Origin of the sequence: Lysinibacillus sp. NPDC094177 (genome assembly GCF_050279145.1) — a bacterium.
In the GTDB taxonomy this organism is placed as follows: Bacteria; Bacillota; Bacilli; order Bacillales_A; family Planococcaceae; genus Lysinibacillus.
In genome coordinates, this window is record NZ_JBNNTW010000001.1 from 377,876 (window position 1) to 395,426 (window position 17,551).

15 protein-coding genes and 1 pseudogene are annotated in these 17,551 nt (G+C 35.7%); 5 read left to right on the plus strand and 11 right to left on the minus strand.

Annotated elements, in window-relative coordinates:
- Positions 1-68: 68 nt before the first annotated feature.
- The 4 genes and pseudogenes from ACQKNC_RS01805 to ACQKNC_RS01820 form a co-directional block, all read right to left on the minus strand.
- Positions 69-2,243, minus strand: coding sequence for a bifunctional diguanylate cyclase/phosphodiesterase (locus tag ACQKNC_RS01805; protein ID WP_427423182.1), 2,175 nt, complete (start codon positions 2,241-2,243; stop codon positions 69-71).
- A gap of 384 nt (positions 2,244-2,627) precedes the next feature.
- Positions 2,628-2,951, minus strand: a pseudogene (locus ACQKNC_RS01810) (transposase); the annotation flags it as partial.
- Between the two features lie 327 nt (positions 2,952-3,278).
- Positions 3,279-3,980: a tetratricopeptide repeat protein gene (locus tag ACQKNC_RS01815; protein WP_427423183.1), complete on the minus strand. Its 702-nt coding sequence runs from the start codon at positions 3,978-3,980 to the stop codon at positions 3,279-3,281.
- 99 nt (positions 3,981-4,079) lie between these two features.
- Positions 4,080-4,559 (minus strand): thioredoxin family protein, encoded by a 480-nt coding sequence (locus ACQKNC_RS01820; protein WP_427423184.1) that lies wholly within the window; start codon positions 4,557-4,559, stop codon positions 4,080-4,082.
- Positions 4,560-4,750: 191 nt separating this feature from the next.
- Here ACQKNC_RS01820 and ACQKNC_RS01825 point away from each other — a divergent pair, with 191 nt between their 5' ends.
- Together ACQKNC_RS01825 and ACQKNC_RS01830 are read left to right on the plus strand one after the other, a co-directional pair.
- The gene (locus ACQKNC_RS01825; RefSeq protein ID WP_427423185.1) at positions 4,751-7,063 is read left to right on the plus strand and encodes a YhgE/Pip family protein; all 2,313 of its coding nucleotides are present in this window, start codon (positions 4,751-4,753) and stop codon (positions 7,061-7,063) included.
- 79 nt (positions 7,064-7,142) lie between these two features.
- On the plus strand, positions 7,143-7,652 hold the full coding sequence (locus ACQKNC_RS01830) for a PCYCGC motif-containing (lipo)protein (RefSeq protein ID WP_427423186.1): 510 nt from the start codon (positions 7,143-7,145) through the stop codon (positions 7,650-7,652).
- Between the two features lie 36 nt (positions 7,653-7,688).
- Here ACQKNC_RS01830 and ACQKNC_RS01835 read toward each other — a convergent pair whose 3' ends face one another.
- Entirely contained in the window at positions 7,689-8,228 is a 540-nt protein-coding gene (locus tag ACQKNC_RS01835) for a hydrolase (RefSeq protein ID WP_427423187.1), read from the minus strand.
- A gap of 759 nt (positions 8,229-8,987) precedes the next feature.
- On the opposite strand from ACQKNC_RS01835, the gene serC reads away from it, so the two are divergent.
- On the plus strand, positions 8,988-10,076 hold the full coding sequence (gene serC, locus ACQKNC_RS01840; protein WP_427423188.1) for a 3-phosphoserine/phosphohydroxythreonine transaminase: 1,089 nt from the start codon (positions 8,988-8,990) through the stop codon (positions 10,074-10,076).
- Positions 10,077-10,363: 287 nt separating this feature from the next.
- On the opposite strand, the gene ACQKNC_RS01845 is transcribed toward serC, so the two are convergent.
- The 3 genes from ACQKNC_RS01845 to ACQKNC_RS01855 are packed head-to-tail and all read right to left on the minus strand — an operon-like array spanning position 10,364 to position 12,407.
- Positions 10,364-10,786 carry a Fur family transcriptional regulator gene (locus ACQKNC_RS01845; RefSeq protein WP_427423189.1) on the minus strand — a complete coding sequence of 141 codons (423 nt, stop codon included), beginning with the start codon at positions 10,784-10,786 and terminating at the stop codon, positions 10,364-10,366.
- On the minus strand, positions 10,783-11,646 hold the full coding sequence (locus ACQKNC_RS01850) for a metal ABC transporter permease (protein ID WP_427423190.1): 864 nt from the start codon (positions 11,644-11,646) through the stop codon (positions 10,783-10,785). The genes ACQKNC_RS01845 and ACQKNC_RS01850 overlap by 4 nt, the downstream gene beginning before the upstream one ends.
- A gap of 14 nt (positions 11,647-11,660) precedes the next feature.
- Positions 11,661-12,407: a metal ABC transporter ATP-binding protein gene (locus ACQKNC_RS01855; protein WP_427423191.1), complete on the minus strand. Its 747-nt coding sequence runs from the start codon at positions 12,405-12,407 to the stop codon at positions 11,661-11,663.
- 230 nt (positions 12,408-12,637) lie between these two features.
- Here ACQKNC_RS01855 and ACQKNC_RS01860 point away from each other — a divergent pair, with 230 nt between their 5' ends.
- Entirely contained in the window at positions 12,638-12,874 is a 237-nt protein-coding gene (locus ACQKNC_RS01860) for a Nif11-like leader peptide family natural product precursor (RefSeq protein ID WP_427423192.1), read from the plus strand.
- A 51-nt stretch (positions 12,875-12,925) separates the two neighbouring features.
- On the opposite strand, the gene ACQKNC_RS01865 is transcribed toward ACQKNC_RS01860, so the two are convergent.
- Both ACQKNC_RS01865 and ACQKNC_RS01870 read right to left on the minus strand, forming a co-directional pair.
- Positions 12,926-13,819, minus strand: a complete 894-nt coding sequence (locus tag ACQKNC_RS01865) for a deoxyribonuclease IV (RefSeq protein WP_427423193.1) — start codon at positions 13,817-13,819, stop codon at positions 12,926-12,928.
- Positions 13,820-13,831: 12 nt separating this feature from the next.
- A complete protein-coding gene (locus ACQKNC_RS01870) occupies positions 13,832-15,133 on the minus strand; it encodes a DEAD/DEAH box helicase (RefSeq protein WP_427423194.1) in 1,302 nt (433 codons plus the stop codon).
- Positions 15,134-15,717: 584 nt separating this feature from the next.
- Here ACQKNC_RS01870 and ACQKNC_RS01875 point away from each other — a divergent pair.
- Positions 15,718-16,773, plus strand: coding sequence for a 2,3-butanediol dehydrogenase (locus tag ACQKNC_RS01875; RefSeq protein WP_427423195.1), 1,056 nt, complete (start codon positions 15,718-15,720; stop codon positions 16,771-16,773).
- Positions 16,774-16,900: 127 nt separating this feature from the next.
- Here the strand turns inward: ACQKNC_RS01875 and kdpC are convergent, their stop codons facing one another.
- On the minus strand, positions 16,901-17,551 hold the full coding sequence (kdpC, locus tag ACQKNC_RS01880) for a potassium-transporting ATPase subunit KdpC (RefSeq protein WP_427423196.1): 651 nt from the start codon (positions 17,549-17,551) through the stop codon (positions 16,901-16,903).

Consider the following 17,551-nt stretch of genomic DNA (forward strand, 5'->3'; position numbering starts at 1 on the left):
ATTTTCGTAGCTCAAAAAAACATCCTTGTAATAAGATGAAACAAGGATGTTTTGAAAATAACACTATATTATTCAGATACAGTAATTGAATTTAAAATATACTTTGCATCATTGTGAAGTGTTTCGTAGTTCTCCTGTAATATATTTGGAGGTATTGGTTTACTAAATAAGAAGCCCTGTACAGTATCACATTTGCTTTCTACTAGATACGATAGCTGTTCTATCTCTTCTATTCCTTCTGCAACTACCTTTAACTGTAGATGCTTTGCCATAGAAAGAATCATATCTACTAATGCCTTATCTGTGGAATTCGATTGTATTTTCTGAACAAAGGACCGATCAATTTTTAAGCAATCGATAGGGAAATCCTTTAAATAAGACAATGACGAATAGCCCGTCCCAAAATCATCTACTGCGATTGTAACCCCAAGTGCCTTCAATTTGTGTAAGATTGTCGTCATATGATCGATGTTGATGGTCATACTTTCGGTTATCTCTAGCTGTAAATATCGTGGTTCTAATTGTGTTTTCTCAAGAACATTATGAATCATTTCAACTAAATTTTGCTGAAAAAGTTGACCTAATGACAGATTGACTGCTACTTTAATTGGCGGTAGCCCAGCTGTTTCCCACTTCTTCACTTGTCTACAGGCTGTTTCTAGCACCCATTGCCCAATAGGAATAATTAATCCCGATTCCTCAGCGATTGGAATAAAGACTCCTGGTGAAATCCAACCCTTTTTGGGATGCTGCCATCTGACTAAAGCCTCTACTGACTTAATTTGGCCTGTATGTAAATCTAGTTGTGGCTGATACTCTAAAAAAAGCTCTTGATTAGCTAATGCATCGTGTAAATCATTTTCTAATAAAAGTCGTTCTGTCATTCCGCTAGACATTGAGGACTCATAAAACCGTATTCGTGTAGGCGTTTTATGTGCTTCATTCATAGCATACATTGCAAATCTTACGAGTTCCTCTTCCTTGTAAGAATCTGTAGGAAATAACGCAATGCCAATATTTAATTGACTATTTAGAGAAAAATGTTGTATTTGGAATGATTCTTCCATGACAAACTGAAGTTGTTGACTTAACTGAGTTAGTTGATGGGTATTATTCACCTCATCAATATAAATAACAAAATAATCTCCTCTCAGCATGCATAGAGGATACTCCTCTGGTAAAACATTTTTCAGCCTTTGCGCTATTAGACTGATCATTTGATCCGCATATGTACTGCCTAAAGATGCTTTAATAGCAGAAATTCTTTCTATCCCGATAGCAAGAATAGCCTTTTGAGATTTAGATATGTATAAATTTCTTTTTAATAATTCCATCAAAAAACGTTCATTTGGTAAATTCGTAACTTCATTATGATAAGCCATATAACGCATCTTTTCGCGAGACTTTTCCAAATGCCCTTGTGTATCAATTAATTGTTGAAAAGGTTTTTCAATAGATGAAAAATAAACAGCTCTAAATAAAAGATAAAATGCACTTAACTCAAAAATATGTCCTATGAAATTTTTAATATCATAAACATCTTGATAAATTGTAAATAGATAATCGCTCATTATTAAATAAATTGAACTACCTAATAATAAAAATACAATTTTCGGTGCTTTATTGAAATTTTTCAACAATAGGACCATAATCACCAACAAGAACGCAATAGCTATATATTGCAAAGTATTTTTTAAAACAGTAGGACCTTCACCTTCTATTATAAGAGGTGGCAATATTGGCGTTGGTGCATAAATGATAACAACACAAAAAGCGATTATTACAAACGGCAAACTATAAATAAACCAACGATAAATTAATTTGATTTTCTTCTCCTTAACAAAATAAATAGTAAGAAATCCAATCGATAATAATAATCGACCGAGCATATAAAACCAAGTTGCAGCATAAGGTGCGCTTTCCGTAATGAAATACGGCATTCCTTTATAAGTTAGCGCATGCGCCATTTCTATTAAGCTAAATGTTAAAAACAATGCCCCAACATAAAGAACCCTATTAGATAAAATATACGGTGAAATTAACCACGTCTGAATCGAAATAGCCATCGTCACCACAATGATGAAAATCTCCATCATTAAATGAATCGTGACATAGTTATTCTCACCAAATATGCCATAAAATTTTTCACCACCTAATCCAATGACGATTAAGAAAATCATTGATAATAGGATGAATTGAATGCCATGCCTCAAAGATGAAAAATTCTCATTAAATTCCCACATTTAACACCCTCCTATGATCCCAAACATTTTCACAGATGTGTTGATTAACTATATTTACCGTCAAATCGAAAGTTGAATTCACCTAGCTAGTAGTTCTAGAAAAATAACGAGTTTCACCTTAAATAAATCCATGATATCTAATTCGCATAGAAATTTTGGGATAATTATACTTTAAGATTACCATGAAATATCGACTTTTCAATCAAAACTCAAAACCGAAAAGAAATAGGGATAAAATATGGAAAAATAGGCTCATTATCATAAAATATTGTATAATTCTGTTTGACTGAGAGCCTTCATATGCAGGCCCAATGAGCCACTCGAAGCGCAGCGTCAGCAACAGATGTTTTTTTGTGCGAAAGCGTAGCGTCAGCAACAGATGTTTTTTGTGCGAAAGCGTAGCGTCAGCAACGGATCTTCTGGCGCCATATCCAAGAAATATTTGAATGACATATCATACTTTGAGCGTTCTACTAGGTCGACGTCTGATACATCATAAATCTCTTTTAATAATAAGTACTTAAACATACGAATTTTGGGAATGGCATGACGCCCATTGTCTAAACAATATTTTGTTTTTAACTCTTCTAAAATGAATGAAAAATCAACAAGTTCATTGATTTGGCGAAGTTTATTATCTTTTGGCACAACAATATCGTAGATCTCCATATATGGACTTAAATTAAGGGTTTCTTGATTTGGAATCATCAGGGGTACCACCTGCACATTAATTCTTTTATTATAAAGGAAAGCGTAACTAAAATAATAGTGTGATACATTGCGTTGTTTGGAGAAGCATCGCTCGACTCCTGCGGGAAAGCGAGTCAGACGAGACCCCGCACGAAGCGAAGTGTAGGAGAAGGCTCGGCGCTCGCCCGCGGAAAGCGAGCGGAATGCTTCGGAAAACAACAGTAGAGTCACAATGCCAAATGAAAAAAGCGAGGTATTCAACGATTAAATCGTTGAATACCTCGCAATGTGAGAAGATATAGACTTTTTCAGTGCCCTCCAACTTATTGAGGCATCTATTGAATGTTATGAAAATACATAGCTATCCATATTATCTATTGTATTTTGGACAGCATCTTTTAATGAACACTGATGCTCGCCACAATCAGCAATTGCCTCTTCTAATATAATCGCAGCATTTGCCATAAACGGTGCCATCTGCAAATCCTTCGCTAATTGAATAAGGACAAGTGCTTTATTCCATTTCCAACGCGCATTTTTTGGATCTAAATTAATAGCTTGCTCTAAATAGCCAAGTGCATCAAATGGCATCCATCCAAAGCGATGCATCGTTTGACCTGTTATGCCCCAATATAACGCCTTGTTAGGGTTTTCTTTTACTGCTTGTCTAAAACAATGGACACTCTCATTGTAATGATGTGCAAACAAAAACAGTTCACCCTGTATAAAAAATGAATGTGCCTTTTCATTTGGAGTACCTATGGTCGCTACATCCTCTAGTTCTTTAATACGCTTAGAAAATGCTTCTTCATCTTTTATCGCACGAATTTCGACGACGGTATCTGATTCAGGATAGCTTTCATCCGCTCGTTCTGCATGCTGAGTTTCAACACCCAGTGTAGGCTTTGGATAACTATCAAAATCATACTCTTCCAATAATTTAATATATTTATATGCTAACGCTTTCTCGTTTTCATTTGTAACTTGCTTAGCCTCCTCATAGCACTTCATTAGCTCACCATTATAAAAATAATCATCCATTGTCATTCAATATTCCTCCAATGTACAACTCTTCAGTATATTTAGTATACAACAAAAATAAAAAAGACTGATCAAAAATAACTTTTGATACAGTCTCAGCTTTACTTATTTTTTTAAAACTTCTTTATTTAAAAATGTACGTAACTCTTCTTCTGGTAATGCACCTTCAAAACGTTGAACCTCTTTGCCACCCTCAAAGCGAATGAATGTTGGTGTCGCAGTTATATTATATTTATCAGCTAAACCATCGAACTCATAAATATTTAATTGGGCAATATCAACACCAAGCTCCTTTGCAATCGGCATTAACTCAGGTGTAAAAGCTTTACAGTGCATACATGTTGGACTGAAGAAATAAGCATTTACATCTTCTCCAGCTTTTAATTTTTTTTCAAGCTCGTCAGGTAACATAATATTTTGGTAATTTTCATCATCCAATTGATCAATTGTTTCTTGTTTTAGTTCTTTGTCGCCATAAAGGTTCTTTGCGTTTGCTAACTTGTTGTTGTTCGAGACATTTGTTAGCACAATAATTGCTATAAATAACAAAACAATAACTGAGCCAATAATTAGTAATTTTTTCACTAGAATATGTTCCTCCTTTTCACACCAAAAAAACCCTAGTTTTAGTGTATTCGCGATTGATTATAAAGTGTTTTTAAAACCTAGTAAACTAATTAGTCTTTAAAATTAAGTTTTTCCATAATTCAAACATAATTTGGCCCAAATTTGGGAACATACATATATAATGCTCAATACGAATATGGAGTGGTAAAATGAAACACACTATCCGAAATATTTTTCAAATTTATAAAAGTGATATCCATAATATCTTAACAAACTGGGTAGTTGCTGTCATTATTGGTGGCCTTATTTTTTTACCTTCTCTTTATGCGTGGCTCAATATCTATGCCTCTATGGATCCCTATGCGCATACAGCCAACATGAAAATTGCAATTGTTAATGAAGACACAGGGACAAATGTTAGAGGAGAGGATATTAATGTTGGTAATGAAGTGGTAGACAATTTAAGTACAAATCAAAACTTTACTTGGGAATTTACAACTCATGAACAAGCCATTGATAATCTAAAAAACGGTAACTATTTTGCGGTTATTGTTGTCCCGAGTGATTTTTCTCAAAAGCTAACCTCCATACTGTCAAATGTACCTACTAAAGCGCATATCGATTATTATGTAAATGAAAAAATAAATCCAATCGCACCCAAAATTACAAGTAAAGGTGCAAGCGGTCTGACGCAACAAGTATCTAGTGAGTTTATCTCTACTGTCAATGGAACACTTTTTTCTATTTTTAATACGATTGGTGTCGAGATGGAAAAGGAAATTCCAGATTTTAAGAAATTCGAAAATTATATTTTTACAATCGAACATCATCTTCCTGATATTGAAACATTTATAGCGAAGTCTGCAAAAGGCGGAAAAGAAGCTGAGACATTACTGAATCATACGATTACCCAAGTTCCTGAGGTTGAAAAATTAACAAATGATGGTCTAACAACTATTAACTCAGGTTTAAAATTGATTAATGAAGCTGATACATTGTTCAACCAGTTGTCCCCTATCATAAAAAAAGATCTAAAAACTGCGCAAGATATTGCTCAACGATTTACAGATATAATAGGGAAGCTACAAAATGCTAATGTAGATTCAGCTACGATTGCACAAATAAAGGATACGATTAATAACCAGTTAGATGCATCTCGAAAGAAAGTAAATACTAGCATCCAAACGCTTGAAGCACTTCAAAAGTTAACACAAGCTGATGCTTCGACTCGTAAACAGCTTGAAAACAAGGTGCAAAACATCCAAACGGCGCTACAGCAAAGCAATTCTGAAGATGTTAAGACGTTGCTAGCTAATAATAAAATTATTGAACAACTTGAAGCTATTCGTGGAGATTTAAAGGCGAATCCTAGTTTAACCGATTATTCTTTAAGCTCTTTAACCGCACTAAATCAGCTAAACACATTACTAACAGACGTTTCAACTAAAGTACAGCAGTTGAATAATATTGATGTCGAAACGATCAGAAAAGATCTCGCTGATGTTCAAAGTGTTGCGCAAAATACTTCTAACAATCTTCATCAATTCCTTACGCATTATAACGATAGTCTAGAGCCACAAATTCATACGACCTTATCTTCTGCTAAAAATACATTAACAAATGCATCAACCATGCTAACGAATGTAAAAGGTTTTCTGCCTCAAGCAACAGATCGTTTAACAAATGCTAAAAATATGTTAGCAACAGCTAATAAGACAATTGGTACAGTACAATCAGATTTCCCTGCTTTAAGTACAAAAATAAAGGCTCTTGCAGACAAGCTGAGAAAATTAGAAAGTGAAGCTGATATTTCTGAAATCGTTCAGTTATTGAAAAACGACGTCAATGCTGAGCGAGATTTCTTTGAAGAGCCTATTAAGCTTCAGGAACATAGAATGTTTCCAATTGCTAATTATGGAACAGCTATGACACCGTTTTACACTGTGCTTTCCATCTGGGTTGGTTGTTTATTATTAATTTCTCTTTTATCTGTTGATATTCACGACAATAATCAATACAGTATTCGCCAAATATACTTTGGACGTTTATTAACATTTGCAACTTTTTCATTTATTCAAACACTCATTATTACAATAGGAGATATTATTTTTTTAGATGGATCAATTAGTGCACCTTACTTCTTTATTCCATTTGGACTATTTATTAGTTTAGTGTTCATTACGGTTGTCTATACGCTAGTATCCGTATTCGGAAATGTTGGAAAGGCGTTAGCCATTGTCATGTTAGTGTTACAAATTGCAGGTTCTGGCGGCACATATCCCGTAGAATTACTACCTAAGTTTTTCCAAATGATAAATCCATTTCTGCCTTTCACTTATGCAATTGGGATGATGCGAGAGGCCGTTGGTGGTATTATTTGGTCAAAGGTATGGGCTGATCTTGCCTTTTTATCTTCCTTCTGGATCATTTTTATTCTATTTGGTTTCTTCTTGAAAAAATTACTGAGTGAGAAAATGGAACTTTTAATGAACAAAACACGTGGATTAGATATATTTCATTGATTTTCACTTGCGCTTCCTATAAATGTTTATGCGAACGATGTTATAATGGCAATATTGTAAACATTAGGAGGCGCTTTTGTTGAAAAAATTTCTATCTATTTTTGTTTTGTCGTTATTAGTGTTAAGTGCTTGTAGTGAAGATAAAAAGGTTGTTGAAAAAAATCAAAATGAAGCGCAAAAAGAAGCTTCACATGAAGAACATGGACATGCTTCCGGAGATATTCAGGAGGAAACAGCATCTGCGGATGTTTTACCTTCGTTTTTAGATAATAAATCAGAAGATATTCGATTAGTGTATCAAATTGCTGGACAGTCTACAGAAATTCTAGAATGGATGCCATGCTATTGTGGATGTGGCGAATCAGCTGGACATAAAAGCAATTTAAACTGCTTTATTCAGGAAAAGCGTGAGGATGGCACAATTGTTTGGGATGACCACGGTACTCGTTGTCTCGTCTGCCTAGAAATTGCTGTACAGTCTGCAAAAATGCATAAAGATGGTATGAGCCTGAAAGAAATTCGTCAAACAATTGATAACTCATATAAAGAAGGCTATGCAAAACCAACACCTACTGATATGCCTGCTTAATAACAAAAAAACTCATCGTGATGATGAGTTTTTTTGTTATTTAACCAGTTGTAGCACCGTTTTAAAATGTGGATGATCTGCACGATTTAGTAACTCGTATAAAATCATTTCCACACTCGTTGGTAAAATTCCAAGTGCCTTCATCTTCTCTAGCCCTATCTCTTTATTGGCCTTAGTACGAGACGAGACTGCATCTGCAACCACTTCAACTTCAAACCCTTGTTCTTTTAGCTGTCGGGCTGTTTGATAGACACAAATATGAGTTTCGATACCTGTCACGATAAATTGAGAACGCCCACTTGCCTTCAATGCATCAACAAATTCTTGTTCCTGGCACGCACTAAAAGCCATTTTAGCAATAGGTAGTTGACTTTGAATATGCTGAGCAATATTTAACGCAGTCCCACCTAAACGACTAGGATTTTGCTCGAGCCATAAAATAGGTACCTCCAATGCTTGCATAGCTTGTACCAGCTTGGCCACATTATCAATCATCGCTTCACTTTCATCAACAATTGTCGCTAACTTCCCTTGTACATCAACGACAACTAAACATGCTTCTTCTATTGTAAACATTTAAAACACCCCTCATATCTATATTCACAATTCATTATACCGAAAGTTACTTGGTTTATGTTGAAGGTTAGAAATTTTCCGTCCATCTTAAAATTCGTTCAAAGTTTTTTTCGTTTAGAAACATATAACTTATAATTTTTAATGATATATAGATAGAATTACATAAATAAATAGAACATTTATTGCTAGTGTAAAAACTTAATGAAAGGTAGGCAATGTTGGCTGCTTTTTTATATTCCTTTCTCTCTGTAACTATTCCTTTTCAATGTATTAATCCATACCTTATAAGAGCTTGGACTACCCCCGATGAAGCGTCCTTCTGGAGTGGAATGTGCAAGCGAGCACATAGTTGATAGGATAAATTCCATTCGAACAAACACGAACATTTTATAATTTCACTGTTTAAGCAACATGTAAATCACGAAATATTAACTCATATATGTCCATCTATATTTCCGTTTGTTCGTATTTAAACCAAAAAGGCTAATATGAATTTTAACTCAATTGTGTACATTTTGTTGCGAGCCTGTCATTATTCTGCTTGAATAGTGAGAATTTTATTTTTTCTCTTGAAAATTGAGTTATAATCCAGTAAAGTGCTTTTATCGGTTAGTATTCCGCTTAATCTATTATCTATAAATGAAAAAAATTAGCTAGATGACTATGAACTGATTGTAAAAGCCTGATAGATCATTAGTAGGGGCTAAAAACCCTATAATTAAGGTTTAACCTTATAAAACAAACAAGGAGTGTACCACTTTGACACAACGAGCATACAATTTTAACGCAGGCCCTTCTGCCCTACCACTAGAAGTATTAGAAAAAGCCCAACAACAATTAGTAAACTTCCGTGACTCAGGCATGTCAATTATGGAAATGAGCCACCGCAGTGCCATTTTCGACGAAGTACATAATGAAGCAATTGCTTTATTGAAAAAGCTTTATGCTATCCCAGAAAACTACGAAGTTCTTTTCCTACAAGGTGGAGCTAGTCTTCAATTTACTATGATACCGATGAACTTCCTACAAGCAGATCAAAAAGCAAGCTACGTATTATCAGGATCATGGTCTGAAAAAGCATTCAAAGAGGCTAAATTATTTGGTACGCCCGTAGAAGCTGCTAGTACAAAAGAAAATCAATATCGCAATATCCCAGCTTTAGCAGACATTCAATTCAATGAAGAGGATGCATATGTGCATATCACTTCAAACAATACGATTTACGGTACACAATGGAAAGAATTCCCTGAAACAGGTAATGTACCATTAGTTGCGGATATGTCTAGTGATATTCTTTCTAAACCAGTCGATGTAAGTAAATTTGGTCTTATTTATGCAGGTGCTCAAAAAAATCTTGGTCCTTCTGGTGTAACAGTAGTCATTATTCGCAAAGATTTGTTAGAGAAAGAGAATAAAAATATTCCTACAATGCTTAAATATTCAACGCATGCTGACAGCAACTCTTTATACAATACACCACCAACTTTTGGTATCTATATGTTAGGTGAGGTATTAAAATGGGTAGAATCAAAAGGCGGCGTTGCTGAAATTGCAAAGCATAACGAGTTAAAAGCAAAAGTAATTTATGATGCTATTGACAATAGCAACGGTTTCTATACAGGTCATGCAACACCTGAAAGCCGTTCTTTAATGAACATCACTTTCCGTGTTGCTGATGAAGAGCTTGAAAAACAATTTCTTGTTGAAGCAAAAGCAGCAGGATTTGTTGGACTTAATGGACACCGTTCTGTAGGAGGCTGCCGTGCTTCTACTTATAACGCTGTACCGTTAGAGGCTTGTGAAGCATTACGTGACTTTATGGTAGAATTCCAACAAAAACATCAATAATAAAAAAATCGACGAATGATTTACTCACGTAATCATTCGTCTTTTTAATATTTGCGGAAAGAAGACAAATACCTTCTATTCAATTTTTAAGGAATACATCTTTTTAAATGCCTAGCGGACATATTACCAATCTCATTTCACTCAAAAATCATAGGTTATTAGAGTATTGCGCAATAATAGTCGGGGAAGCTACCCTTATAACAGCATAGCTACTATAAAAAAGGGGTAGTTCCAAGTGAAACTTCACTAGGAACTACCCCTTTCTTCAAATATTGTCATTTCAGATTTTACAAAGTTTCATGCTTACACTCTGGACATCTTCCATAGATCTCAAATTTATGATTTTCAATTTCATAGTCTGGCAGCTTTTCTCCAAGCATTTCCATAGGGCAGAGGTTCAGCTCCTTAACATTTCCACAATCCATACAAATGAAATGATGGTGATGATGTTCAGACTCACAATGCATACGGAAATTTCGCTCTCCAGATAACTCAGTTTCCTCCAGTATTCCTAGCTTCACAAACGTTGCAAGGTTGCGATAAATAGTATCGAAACTCATACCAGGAAAATCTTTTTTCAAAACATCTAATAAATCTCGAGCAGTTAAATATTTATCTGTTGCTGCAAACATATCTAATATTAACTCCCGCTTATCTGTTTTTTTAAAGCCGTTTTCTTTTAAAATTTCCCACGCTCTAGAAACATTCACTGCGCTACCTCCTCCCGTTTTGCCGCTATTTTAAATACTATTTTCTTCACTAGTATAACAAGTAACAAAATTAAGATAGAAGTAACGACAATTGTACCACCAGGTGCTAAATCTAAATAAAAAGCACTGACTAAACCGATTAACACAGCCGTTTCGCCAAAGACAATTGCATAGATGATTGTTTGCTTAAAGCCCTTTGCAAGTCGCATTGCAGCAGCAACTGGTAACGTCATAAGTGATGATACAAGTAAAATACCAACGATGCGCATACTTGCAGCAATAACAAGCGCTGTAACGATCATAAATAAGAGATGAATCCAACGTGCAGGCAGACCGCTAGCTTTTGCATATTCCTCGTCAAAAGATAAAACAAAAAGTTCCTTAAAAAATATAAATAAAAAGATAATGACAACAACAGCAATTCCTACTACTACCCATAAATCCTGACGTGATACAGCTGACACTGAACCAAATAAATAGCTCATTAAATCCGTGCTAAAGCCACTTGCAAGCGAGATAAATATAGCACTAATACCAATCCCACCTGACATAATAATTGGAATGGCAAGCTCTTCATAGTGCTTATATAAACGTCTAAGACGCTCAATTAAAATTGAACCGCTGACAGAGGCCAGTATGCCTAAGTAAATTGGATTTAGCATTGCCAAAGCTGTAACTGATTGACTGATATATAAGCTCCCCGCTATACCTGCCAGTGTTACATGTGACAAGGCATCAGCAATAAGCGAAAGCCTGCGAACGACAATAAATACACCTAGTAGTGGTGCAATTATGCCAATTAATAGCCCAGAGAAAAAGGCGTTTTGTAAAAATTCATAGTTAAAAATTGCTTCAATCATTATGCCTTCTCCTTCTAGTGAATCTTTCTCACAGAATGGCCATACCAAGCATCAAGCGCATCGTGAGAAATTGTATCAAATTCATTTTTATAACCGTGGAAGTGTATAGTTTGATTTAAACATGCCACATGACTGATGCGGTTCGATACTGTATCAACATCGTGTGTAACAAGAATCATTGTAATTCCCTGTTCCCGATTCAATTTTGCCAGCATATCATAAAATGACTGCACATTCTCATGATCAATGCCGACAGTTGGTTCATCTAATATTAATAGCCTCGGTTCACTAACTAACGCTCTTGCAATAAAGACACGTTGTTGTTGCCCACCAGATAACTCACCAATATTACGATTCATAAATGCGTCCATTCCAACAGCTTTTAATGCTTCTAACACTTTTTCCTTTGCATCTCGTCCAGGTCTTTTAAATAACCCTAATTTTTTGGATAATCCACTTTTCACTACTTCTTGGACGGTTGCTGGAAACCCGGAATTGAAGGCATTAGATTTTTGCGACACATACCCTATCCATTCACGATGCTTAAAAGTCGTACTCGGTTCACCAAATAACTTTATTTCTCCAGACATTGGCTTTAGTAACCCTAAAATAATTTTTAATAATGTAGATTTCCCTGAACCGTTTGGACCAAGAAGTGCTAAAAAGTCTCCCTCTTCTACACGGAAAGAGATATTTTTTAGTACTTGCGTATAGTCATATTGAAATGACACATTTTCAATGTCAATTAATGATTTTTTCATGTATATTCTCTTCTTTCTAATTCAAAATCATTACGATTTACAAATTGTAAGTATAAATGAAAGTACAGTTTTTGTAAAGAAAATAAGATTGCTATTCTACTATTTTATTTTTCAAGTTGTTATAGACATTAATTCCGGCACACTAATGTAAAGGATTTCCAAAGCCATTACGACGTTCACAAGAATGATTTTGTCTCAAGAACTAAACAATTTTAAAAGGAGGATTAGCTTTGAGTATTCAATTTTTACAGCAATTAACACAAAGTAGTGATAAGGAAGTTGTTGCGATTGCACGTGCTGAAGGATTTGAAATTACTAGTTCTGAAGTAAGAAAACTCCGGCCTTATTTGGAGCAATTCTCATTTACGTGGCTCTTTTTAGGTATTCCAAAAGATATTCTTGTAGAGGTTGAAGCTGTTTTAGGTAGAAAGCGTTCCAGACAACTAATTGCATTGTTTACGAAATAAAAGAAAGGCCCGAAAATCAGTCTTATGCTAGCTGATTTCGGGCTATTTATTCTATCCTCTTAAAGCATCGATTAACTCTGGTTTAAATTCTCCATTACGAAGCATTTCAATTTCATGTTTATAAGGAGCCGATTTTGATTTGGCATCACTATTTAATGCGACAAATGGTGTTTCTAGGATTTTAGGAATCTCCATTAATTGTGGATGATGCACAATATATTTTAATGCATCAAAGCCAATATGACCGAAGCCAATATTTTCGTGACGGTCTTTTCCTGCACCACGGACATTTTTTGAGTCATTGATATGCAGGACTTTGATACGATCAACACCTATTAGTTTATCAAACTCATTTAAGACGCCATCAAAATCTTCTACAATATTATAACTAGCGTCATGAGTATGACATGTATCAAAGCAAACTGAAAGACGTTCATTATGTGTTACACCATCAATAATTTTAGCAAGCTCTTCAAAGGAACGACCACATTCAGTTCCTTTCCCCGCCATTGTCTCTAATGCGATTTGTACAGGGAAATCCTGTGACAACACTTCGTTTAAACCTTCAATAATCTTGGCAATACCTGCGTCTGCTCCCGCACCTACATGAGCACCAGGATGCAAAACAATTTGTGTTGCTTCCAATGCTGCTGTTCGTTCGATTTCAGTCTGTAAAAAATCTACACCTAGACGGAAAGTTTCAGGTTTTTCTGTGTTCGCAATATTTATAATGTATGGAGCATGGACAACAATATTTGTCATGCCATGCTCTTTCATGTGTAGTAAACCATTCATAATATTAAGATCAGCAATTGCTTTACGACGAGTGTTTTGCGGTGCACCTGTATAAATCATAAAGGTATTTGCCCCATATGAAAGGGCCTCTTTACTTGATCCAAGCAGCATCTCTTTTCCGCTCATTGAAACATGTGATCCAAGTAGCATTTGAATGCCTCCTTATTTTTTACCGCGAGCTTTTAAACGACGTTCACGTTTTTTAATTTTTTCCATTTCCCATTTCATATTACGCTTATAGCCTGGTTTTACTTTTTTCGGCTTACGCACTAATGCTTTAGCCTTCACATCGATTTCATTTTCTTGCTTCACACGATTTTTACGTGCATGGCGCTCTTTTAGTTCAGACCATTCGCCATCTTTTACATCTTTTTGAACAAATGGAATGCCCATTTTTTCAACACGTACTACTGCATCCTCATCTGATGGCTCAAACAACGTGATAGCCGTTCCTTTATTCCCTGCACGCGCTGTACGTCCCACACGATGAATAAAGAATTCTAAGTCCTCTGGAATTTCGTAGTTAATGACATGTGAAATTCCTTGAATATCGATACCACGTGCTGCAAGGTCTGTTGCAACGATATATTGATAGTCCAATTCTCGAATTTGCTTCATCATCCTCTTACGATCACGTGGACTTAAGTCACCATGAATTTGACCACAGCGAATTCCATTTTCATTTAAGTAGCCAGCAACGTGCTCTGCTGTTTTACGTGTGTTAGTGAAAATTACAGCTAAAAATGGATTGATCCCTTCAATAACTTCCAACAAACGTTTGTTACGAGATTTAGAACGCACTGGGACAAGCACAAAGTCAATTCCTTCTGCGACCGGTCGTTTATCGTTCATATGGATATGAACAGGTGCTTCCATATATTTTTTCAAGAAAGGCTGAAGCTTTTCTGGAATTGTTGCTGAGAATACAAACATTTCAAGGTTTTCTGGCATTTGGGAAGCAAAACCATCGATTTCCTCTATAAAGCCCATATCGAAGGCTAAATCTGCCTCATCGACAACTAAAATTGGCGCCGTATGCACAAATAACGCTTGCTCTGAAACGAGATCACGAATACGTCCTGGCGTTCCGACAACAATTTGTGGTTGCGTTTTTAACTTATCAATGGAGCGTTGTTTGTCCGTACCTCCAATAAATAGTTTCGCTTGAATAGTTGTTCCTTCTATTAATTGATTTAATGCATCAAAAATTTGTTGTGCAAGCTCACGTGTAGGTGACGTAATAACAGCTTGTACTTCCTGCTTATCAACATTAATTCGTTGCACAATCGGAATTAAAAAACTATGTGTTTTTCCCGTCCCTGTATGCGCTTGACCGATTGCACTCTTTCCTTTTAATAATAGCGGAATGATTTCCTTTTGAATCGGCGTTGGTTCTGTAAAGCCAAGTCTTGCAATTGCGTCCTGCAAAAATGGCTGAAAATTATAATCAGTATATTTTGACATAATTCGTTCCTCCTAACATCTTTCCCATTGTATCATGATTCAACTTTTAGGTATATTAACGTCCTATTATCTAAGCATGAACATAATTTTATATTTTTATCATAGCTGTAGCGAAGCCCTTATCAAAGTTACTCGAAATGCTGTAAATATGCAATAAAAAAAAGCATTCAGACCTTTAGACAAACGCTACTCCTAATTGCATAAAGCTGTTTAATAATGTAATCGAAAGACCTCGACATTCCCATTTTGTGAGGAACATCGAAATTGACTCGTTTTCTTCTAGGATGAGTTTCCAATATAATTTAGTCGATATTACTAAAAACTAATACTATTTTGATTCAGTTTGCTACTTATTATAATGATGAACTCACGGAGAGTGTCGACTCCTTCGGGATGAGCTTGCGCGAAAAACACTACTCGGAGTGAAAATCAACATTTGTTTTTTCGATACACTTTATTTATATTTTGTCGAAAAGAAGGCCAAGAATTAGTATTTTTTATGGCAATTTATTGTTAACTAATGCCTCGTAGAATTACCATATGATACGATAAAAATGTAAGATACTAGAGGAGGTTGACTTATCATGAAAGCAGCAAGATGGTATAAAGCAAAAGACATCCGAGTAGAAAACATTGAAGAACCAGTAATTGCATCAGGAAAAGTAAAAATCAAAGTACATTGGACAGGAATTTGTGGAAGTGATTTACATGAATACGCAGCTGGCCCAATTTTCATTCCAGTGGAACAACCTCACTTTATAAGTAAGGATATTGCGCCAATTGTTATGGGACATGAGTTCTCTGGTGAAGTAGTAGAAGTTGGTGAAGGTGTTACAAAAGTACAAGTTGGTGATCCTGTAGTTGTAGAACCTATTCTTGCATGTGGCGAGTGTGCTGCTTGTAAAAAAGGAAAATACAATATTTGTAAGCACTTAGGATTCCACGGTCTTTCTGGCGGTGGCGGAGGTTTCTCTGAATATACAATGGTAGATGAAAAAATGGTACATAAAATGCCAGAGGGGCTTTCCTATGAACAAGGTGCACTAGTTGAACCAGCAGCAGTAGCATTACATTCAGTTCGTCAAAGTAAATTAAAAGCTGGTGATAAAGCAGCGGTCTTTGGTACAGGTCCAATCGGTCTTCTTGTTATCGAAGCATTGCGTGCTGCTGGAGCATCTGAAATTTACGCAGTAGAACTTTCAGCAGAGCGTGCTGCCAAGGCTTTAGAGTTAGGCGCAACAGCAGTTATTAATCCTAAAGACGAGGATGCAGTAGCACGCCTACACGAATTAACTAATGGTGGCGTAGATGTTGCATTTGAAGTAACAGGTGTCCCTGTAGTATTACAACAAGCAATTGATTCAACAACATTCGAAGGTGAAACAATTATCGTTTCTATTTGGGAAACTGAAGCTTCTATTCTGCCAAACAATATCGTGCTGACAGAGCGTTCTGTAAAAGGGATTATTGCTTATCGCGATATTTTCCCAGCAGTTATGGAATTAATGAAACAAGGTTACTTCCCTGCTGAAAAACTTGTTACGAAACGAATTGCTCTTGATGAAGTCGTAACAGAAGGCTTCGAAGCACTAATGAAAGAGCGAAACCATATTAAAATCCTTGTAAATTCACAAGCGTAAAATAAAGTCAGGTAGAGAAAATAAAGAAACTTTTCTCTACCTGTTTTTGATTTGTTCATTGTTATCCTTTTTTACTCATCACCATAACATGGGGGCGACTACGCTTTAACATATGTCATCCCAACTTTTATTGATGGGCCTCATTTCCCTCCATTTTTTTCATAATATCTAGATTGGCCATTAGGAAGTTCACCTTATTTTCTCCAAAAACCCCAAATGACCGTTTTTCGGTATTTGCATTTATAATTTTTTCAACCTCTTCCTCAGAGAGTCCACTTGCTTGGGCAATACGTTTTACTTGTATTTGTGCAGCTTTTACACTGATATGGGGATCTAACCCTGAACCAGAAGCAGTCATTAAATCTGCAGGTATGTCTTGTCGTTCAACGGTTGGGTTTGCTTGTAAAAACTTCTCGATATCTGCTTCTATTCGCTTCTTCAATTCTGGATTTGATGGTGCATAGTTAAAAGTCCCTGAGCTAATGCCGCTATAATTCACCTGGCCATTTTCATCTGGTATCGTATCCTCTTCCGTATAAACATTGTAATTAACGGATGAAACACGTCCCCAGAAGTACTCGGGTGCTGTAAAAGCTTGACCTATTAATTCTGAACCAACAGCTTCACCATTCTTTTCTATTAAACTCCCATTTGCTTTATGATGAAATAACCCTTGAGCTAATGCAGTCACAGCAAACGGGTATATAAAACCGCATAGAACAAACATGGTCATTGTGATTAATAATGCTTGCTTTGAGTTCTCAAAAAATTTCCGCAT

Coding starts and splice junctions, on each gene's coding strand:
- ACQKNC_RS01805 (WP_427423182.1), bottom strand. CDS start 2,243: ATGTGGGAATTTAATGAGAATTTTTCATCTTTGAGGCATGGCATTCAA.
- ACQKNC_RS01815 (WP_427423183.1), bottom strand. CDS start 3,980: ATGACAATGGATGATTATTTTTATAATGGTGAGCTAATGAAGTGCTAT.
- ACQKNC_RS01825 (WP_427423185.1), top strand. CDS start 4,751: ATGAAACACACTATCCGAAATATTTTTCAAATTTATAAAAGTGATATC.
- ACQKNC_RS01835 (WP_427423187.1), bottom strand. CDS start 8,228: ATGTTTACAATAGAAGAAGCATGTTTAGTTGTCGTTGATGTACAAGGG.
- ACQKNC_RS01850 (WP_427423190.1), bottom strand. CDS start 11,646: ATGATTGAAGCAATTTTTAACTATGAATTTTTACAAAACGCCTTTTTC.
- ACQKNC_RS01855 (WP_427423191.1), bottom strand. CDS start 12,407: ATGAAAAAATCATTAATTGACATTGAAAATGTGTCATTTCAATATGAC.
- ACQKNC_RS01865 (WP_427423193.1), bottom strand. CDS start 13,819: ATGCTACTTGGATCACATGTTTCAATGAGCGGAAAAGAGATGCTGCTT.
- ACQKNC_RS01870 (WP_427423194.1), bottom strand. CDS start 15,133: ATGTCAAAATATACTGATTATAATTTTCAGCCATTTTTGCAGGACGCA.
- ACQKNC_RS01875 (WP_427423195.1), top strand. CDS start 15,718: ATGAAAGCAGCAAGATGGTATAAAGCAAAAGACATCCGAGTAGAAAAC.
- kdpC (WP_427423196.1), bottom strand. CDS start 17,551: ATGCGGAAATTTTTTGAGAACTCAAAGCAAGCATTATTAATCACAATG.